The 6,230-nt window shown below is 68.9% G+C and carries 4 protein-coding genes; all 4 read left to right on the forward strand.

The features are described 5' to 3' along the window. The first annotated feature begins 126 nt into the window (after window positions 1-126). The 4 genes from DQP56_RS12055 (at window position 127) to DQP56_RS12070 (ending at window position 6,065) form a co-directional block, all read left to right on the forward strand. Entirely contained in the window at window positions 127-750 is a 624-nt protein-coding gene (locus DQP56_RS12055) for a TetR/AcrR family transcriptional regulator (RefSeq protein ID WP_165824998.1), read from the forward strand. A gap of 53 nt (window positions 751-803) precedes the next feature. Next, on the forward strand, window positions 804-1,523 hold the full coding sequence (locus DQP56_RS12060; protein WP_112685700.1) for an SDR family NAD(P)-dependent oxidoreductase: 720 nt from the start codon (window positions 804-806) through the stop codon (window positions 1,521-1,523). Window positions 1,524-1,871: 348 nt separating this feature from the next. After that, on the forward strand, window positions 1,872-3,905 hold the full coding sequence (locus DQP56_RS12065; protein WP_112685702.1) for a toprim domain-containing protein: 2,034 nt from the start codon (window positions 1,872-1,874) through the stop codon (window positions 3,903-3,905). 21 nt (window positions 3,906-3,926) lie between these two features. Beyond that, on the forward strand, window positions 3,927-6,065 hold the full coding sequence (locus tag DQP56_RS12070; RefSeq protein ID WP_112685704.1) for a DNA gyrase subunit A: 2,139 nt from the start codon (window positions 3,927-3,929) through the stop codon (window positions 6,063-6,065). Window positions 6,066-6,230: the final 165 nt, after the last annotated feature.

Genomic DNA, 6,230 nt, shown 5'->3' on the forward strand with positions numbered 1-6,230 from the left:
GGTGAACCTCCGGCGTCGGGGGAGTAGACAGGTTTGGCGGGAGTGTCTACGCAATGAGTCGCAATAGTACACAGATCTTCGAATCTGTCTACCGTCTTGTTAGGCTTGCCGGCCAGGAGGTGGTCCGTGAACGCAAAGCCGGCAGTCGCGTCGTCGACAACCGACCGGCTGCTGGACGCGACCGAGCAGCTGCTGGCCGACAAGGGCATCCGCGCCACCACGATGATCGACGTCGCCGAGCGCGCCGGGGTGTCGCGGGCCTGGCTGTACCGGAATTTTCCGGACAAGCCGACGCTGGTGGGCACGGCGATCATCCGGCTGGTCGAGACCAGCTGGGCGCGAACCCGCGCCGAGCTGTCGACGCTGTCCAGCTTCGAAGACCAGCTGGTGGCCGGGGTGCAGATCGGCCGGCGGGCCTACGACGACCCGGGCACGCTGTTGATGCGGCTGCGTACCTCCGAACCCGACGAGTTCACCGCCTGCGCCGGGGCGGGCGTCCGCGGCCTGGTCCCGGACCTTGCGGCGTTCTGGCACCCCTTCGTCGAGGCCGCCGCCGCGGCCGGGGACATCCATCCCGACACCGACATCGGCGAGGCCAGCGAGTGGATCGCCCGGGTGATGATCAGCCTGGGCAGCGTGCCGGGCAGCCACATCGATCCCGATGACCCCGCCTCACTGCGGCGACATCTACGGCGCTACGTGCTGCCCGCACTGCAGCTGTCACCGAGCCGAAGCTGCGCGGTCGACTAATACGGATCGTGGGACGCGGGATTAATCTCCTCGCCGGGGCGTTGCACCGATGCATGGAACTACTCGATCAGGTCGCCGTGGTCACCGGCGGCACTGCCGGCATCGGTCTCGAATCAGCACGTCTGCTGGCGGCCGAAGGTGCCACGGTGGTGATCTCGGGTCGCGATGCCGAGCGCGGCGCGCAGGCGGTCGCCGAGATCGGCGGCAAGGCGACCTTCGTACAGGCCGATCTGAGCGATCTGGCCGCAGTGACGCGGTTGGTCGGGCAGGCCGGGGAAGTCGACATCTTGGTCAACAACGCCGCGGTGTTCCCGGTCGCGCCGACACTCGAGCAAGACCTCGGTTCGTTTCAGCAGATGTTCGACACGAATGTGCGCGGCAGCTATTTCCTGGTGGCGGAAGTGGCAAGGGGCATGGTCGAACGCGGTCGGGGCAGCATCATCAACATCACCTCCACCGCCGCCGACAAGGGATTCCCGGGCACGTCGGTCTACAGCGCCACCAAAGCTGCGCTGGCAGCGCTGACACGCACCTGGGCGGCGGAGTTCGGCGCCAACGGTGTCCGCGTCAACAGTGTTTCGCCCGGACCCACGCGAACACCGGGCACCGCGGCAATGGGGGAGTTCATCGATGACGTCGCGGCGGCCCTGCCGCTGCAGCGCACCGCCCACCCGGCCGAGATCGCCGAGGCGGTGTTGTTTCTGGCCTCGCCGCGCGCCAGTTATGTGACCGGATCGACGCTGTACGTCGACGGCGGGGGTTCAGCGGTCTAACGGACGCCGTGGTCAGCGGCCGGCCGGGCCGGCCTGGGGTGCCCGCTGGACGGGACAACCGGTAGGCGCCCCGGCCGCGCGGACGCTGAACTGCGAGGTAGCCGGGCTGCTGGCCGCCGTGAACGGCGCGCGCGACGCCGGTCTCGACGAACTCCGGCTCATTCCGACGACCGCCGACCCCGACGAGATCGATCGGGCGCGAGCCGTGCTCGGTATCTGAGCCGGCCAGGTCGGCCACAGCGCCGGTCAGCGCCTGCTGCAATCGCCGACCGGAATCCACTGAGATGTCAGCTGCGCCGTCTACCATTCCTGCGGCACCTCACCCGGCACTGATGGAGAACACGAGCAGTGAGCTACACCGCGGCCGACATCACCGAGCTCGACGATGTCCAGCACACCCGCTTGCGACCGGCGGTCAACCTCGGCCTGGACGTGCTCAACACCGCTATGCGGGAGCTGGTGGACAACGCCATCGAAGAGGTGGCTGATCCCAGCCACGGCGGCTCCTGCGTGACGATCACCTTGCACGCCGACGGGTCGGTCAGCGTCGCCGACGACGGCCGGGGCCTGCCCATCGACTCCGACCCGGTGAACGGCAAGAACGGCATCGTCAAAACCCTGGGCACCGCGCGGGCCGGCGGCAAATTCTCGGTCCACGCCGACGCTGCCAGCACCGGCGCCGGTCTGAACGGAATCGGCGCCGCCGCAGCGGTCTTCATCTCCGCACGTACCGATGTCACGGTGCGCCGAGCCGGCAAGACCTACCTGCAGAGTTTCGGCCGCGGCTACCCCGGGGTGTTCGAGGGCGACGATTTCGACCCGGACGCCCCGTTCACCCGCGCCGACACCCAGAAACTGCGCGGCACTGCCAACCGCAAGCCCAACGCACACGGCACCACCGTTCGCATCCTGTTCGACCCGGCCGTGGTGCCCGATTCGACCGTGGATATCGGCGAGGTGCTGCTGCGGGCCCACGCCTCGTCTCGGATGTCGCCCGGTGTGCACCTGGTCGTCGTCGACGAAGGCTGGCCCGGCGAGGAGATTCCCCCGGCATTGACCGCACCGTTCAGCGGCCCCTGGGGCACCGACACCCTGCTGGACCTGATGTGCACCGCCGCGGGCACTCCCAGCCCCGAGGTCCGCGCCGTCGTGGAGGGCCGCGGCGAGTACACCACCGGCCGGGGCCCGACCCCGTTCCGCTGGTCGTTGACCGCGGGCCCGGCCGAGCCGGCGACAGTGGCCGCGTTCTGCAATACCGTGCGCACCCCCGGCGGCGGATCGCACCTGACCGCCGCGGTCAAAGGGCTAACCGAAGCGCTGGCCGACCGCGCCTCCCGGATCCGCGACCTGGGGCTGGCCAAGGGCGAAGAAGGCCCGGAGCCACAGGATTTCGCCGCCGTCACGGCGCTGGCCGTCGACACCCGCGCGCCGGACGTGGCCTGGGACTCCCAAGCCAAGACCGCGGTGTCGTCGCGGTCGCTGAACCTGGCGATGGCCCCCGATGTGGCGCGCAGCGTCACCATCTGGGCGGCCAACCCCGCCAACGCCGACACCGTGACGCTGTGGACGAAGCTGGCACTGGAGTCGGCCCGGGCCCGGCGCAGCGCCGAGGGCGCCAAGGCCCGATCCCGGGCGGCGTCCAAGGCCAAAGGCCTGGGAACCAACCTGTCGCTGCCACCGAAACTGCTGCCCAGCAAAGAAACCGGCCGCGGATCGGGTGCCGAGCTGTTCCTGTGTGAAGGCGATTCGGCGCTCGGCACGATCAAAGCAGCCCGCGACGCCACGTTCCAGGCTGCCTTCCCGCTCAAGGGCAAGCCGCCCAACGTCTACGGCTTCGCCTTGAGCAAGGCGCGGGCCAAGGACGAGTTCGATTCGATCGAACGCATTCTGGGCTGCGGGGTGCGCGACCACTGTGACCCGGAACTGTGCCGCTACGACCGGATCCTGTTCGCCTCCGACGCCGACCCCGACGGCGGGAACATCAACTCCAGCCTGATCTCGATGTTCCTCGACTTCTATCGCCCGCTCGTCGAGGCCGGGATGGTCTACGTCACCCTGCCGCCGCTGTTCGTCGTCAAGGACGGCACGCAGCGGATCTACTGCCAGGACGAGTCCGAACGCGACGCCGCGGTGGCACAGCTCAAAGCCTCCTCGAAACGCAGGATCGAAGTGCAGCGCAACAAGGGCCTCGGCGAGATGGACGCCGACGACTTCTGGAACACCGTGCTGGATCCACAGCGGCGCACCGTCATTCGGGTACACCTCGATGACGGTGAGAGCCGGCTGCACCACACGCTGTTCGGCGGACCGCCCGAGGGCCGGCGCAGCTGGATGGCCGATGTCGCCGCCCGGGTCGACACCGCCGCGCTGGACCTGACGTAGCGGACCGCTAGGAGAGACACCGTGACCGCCACCCTCGATATTCCCGAGCAGAACCCCGACCTGGTACTCGACCAGAGTGCCGATGACTACTGGAACCACTACCAGCTGACGTTCGCGCTCTACAGTGTCAGCGACCGCGCCATCCCGTCCGCGTTCGACGGTCTCAAGCCCGGCCAGCGGCGGCTGCTCTATCAGATGCACGATTCGAAACTGCTGCCCGGCAATAAGCCGCAGAAGTCCTCGAAGGTCTGCTCGGCCGTCACCGGCAACCTGCACCCGCACGGTGGCGCCTCGATGTACGGGGCCGCGGCACTGCTGGCGGCGGACTTCCAGCGGGTGAAAGTCATTGACGGCCACGGTGCCTTCCCGCGCATTCAGGGCGACATCCCCGCCGCCGACCGCTACACCGAGATGCGGCTGTCGGCACCGGGCGCAGCGCTGACCGCCGAACTCGACGATCACGCGGTGCCGATGATGTCCACGTTCGACGGCGAGTGGACCGAACCCACGGTGCTGCCGGCACGGTGGCCGGTGCTGCTCTGCAACGGTGCTGTCGGCATCGCCGAAGGCTGGGCGACCAAGGTCCCCGCCCACAACCCGCGCGAGATCATGGCCGCCTGCCGGGCGCTGCTGGCCACGCCGAATATGACCGACGACAGGCTGGTCAAGCTCATCCCCGGGCCGGACTGGGGGTGCGGCGCCACGGTGGTCGGCACAGCCGGTCTCCGTGAATACCTGACCACCGGCCGCGGCGCGTTCACGGTGCGGGGCACGGTTTCGGTCGAGGGCAAGGACGTGATCGTCACCGAGTTGCCGCCCGGAGTGGCGAGTAACACTGTGCAGGAACGGATTCGGTCGTTGATCGAGTCCGGGGAGCTGTCCGGCGTCTCCGACATGTCGGATCTGACCGACCGGCGCAACGGGCTTCGGATCGTGGTCACCGCCAAACGCGGACACAGTGCCGAACAGATCCGCGACCAACTGTTGGCCCTGACCCCGCTGGAGTCGACGTTCGCCGCCAGCCTGGTGGCACTCGACGAGAACCGGGTGCCGCGCTGGTGGTCGGTGCGCGAGCTGATCCGCGCGTTCTTATCGCTGCGCGATTCAGTGGTGCTGCACCGCAGCGAGTACCGGCTGGAGAAGGTCGCCGCGCGCCGCCACCTGGTGGCCGGTCTGATGGTCATCCACCTGGACATCGACGCCGCGGTCGCGGTGATCCGCGGGTCCGACACCGTCGACGAGGCCCGCCAGGGGCTACAGCAGCGGTTCGAGATCGATGCCGAGCAGGCCGATTACGTCCTGGCGCTGCAGCTTCGCCGGCTGACCAAGCTCGACGTCATCGAACTGCGGGCCGAAGCCGAAAAGTTGGACGCCGAGTTCGCCGAGCTGACCGAGCTGGTGGCCAACCCCGAGGCCCGCCGCAAGGTGATCGACCGGGAGCTGGTCGAGACCGCGAAACTGTTCAAAGGCCCCGAGTTCGACCGTCGCACCGTGCTGGACCCCGAGGCCACACCCGTGACGCCCAGCGTCGACGAGGATGGGCCGCGCGAGCGGAAGGTCAACGCCGCCTGGCGCCTCGATGAGCGCGGCGTGTTCTCCGACAGCCACGGCGAACTGCTCACCGCCGGCCTGGGGTGGGCGGTGTGGACCGACGGGCGGATCAAATTCACCACCGGCGCCGGGCTGCCGTACAAGATCCGCGACATCCCCGTCGCGCCGGACATCACCGGGCTGCTGTGCTCGGGTGTGCTGGCTGACGGTCACCACCTGGCCTTGGTGACCCGCCTCGGAAAGGTGCTGCGCATCGACCCGGCCACGGTGAACCCGCAGGGCGCGGCGGGCAACGGCGTGGCCGGGGTCAAGCTCGCCGGCGACGGCGATGAAGTCATCGCCGCGCTGCCGCTCAGCTGCGGAAACGGCGAAGCCATCCTGTCGAGGTCCGAGAAGGGCTGGAAAGTGACCGAAGCCGCCGATATCCCGGTCAAGAAGCGCGGCGGCGCCGGTGTCGGGTTCCACCCGTTCGTCAAGGGCGAGGAGGCGCTGTTCTCCGCGTCGGTCTCGGCGACCGGGTTCGTGCGCGGCAAGCGGGCGGTGCGCGCCGAGCCGCGGGCGAAGGCCTCGATCAAGGGTTCGGGTGATGGCGTGACGCCGGCGTCGTAACCGGCGAATCGGACCCGCGCCCCTTCGGCGGCGGTCTCGACCGGCACGGCCGGGACGCTTCCGGCGCAGCCACACGTGTGGAGTACAGAAAAACCCCGGCCGAGGCCGGGGCAATCTGTAACCGATGACGCGACTCAAGTGTCACCTATGACGCGACTCATCAAC

The organism is Mycolicibacter senuensis (assembly GCF_003284925.1).
In the GTDB taxonomy this organism is placed as follows: Bacteria; Actinomycetota; Actinomycetes; order Mycobacteriales; family Mycobacteriaceae; genus Mycobacterium; species Mycobacterium algericum_A.

Excerpts from the sequence above, each read along its gene's own strand:
- DQP56_RS12060 (WP_112685700.1), top strand. The coding sequence starts at position 804 with ATGGAACTACTCGATCAGGTCGCCGTGGTCACCGGCGGCACTGCCGGC.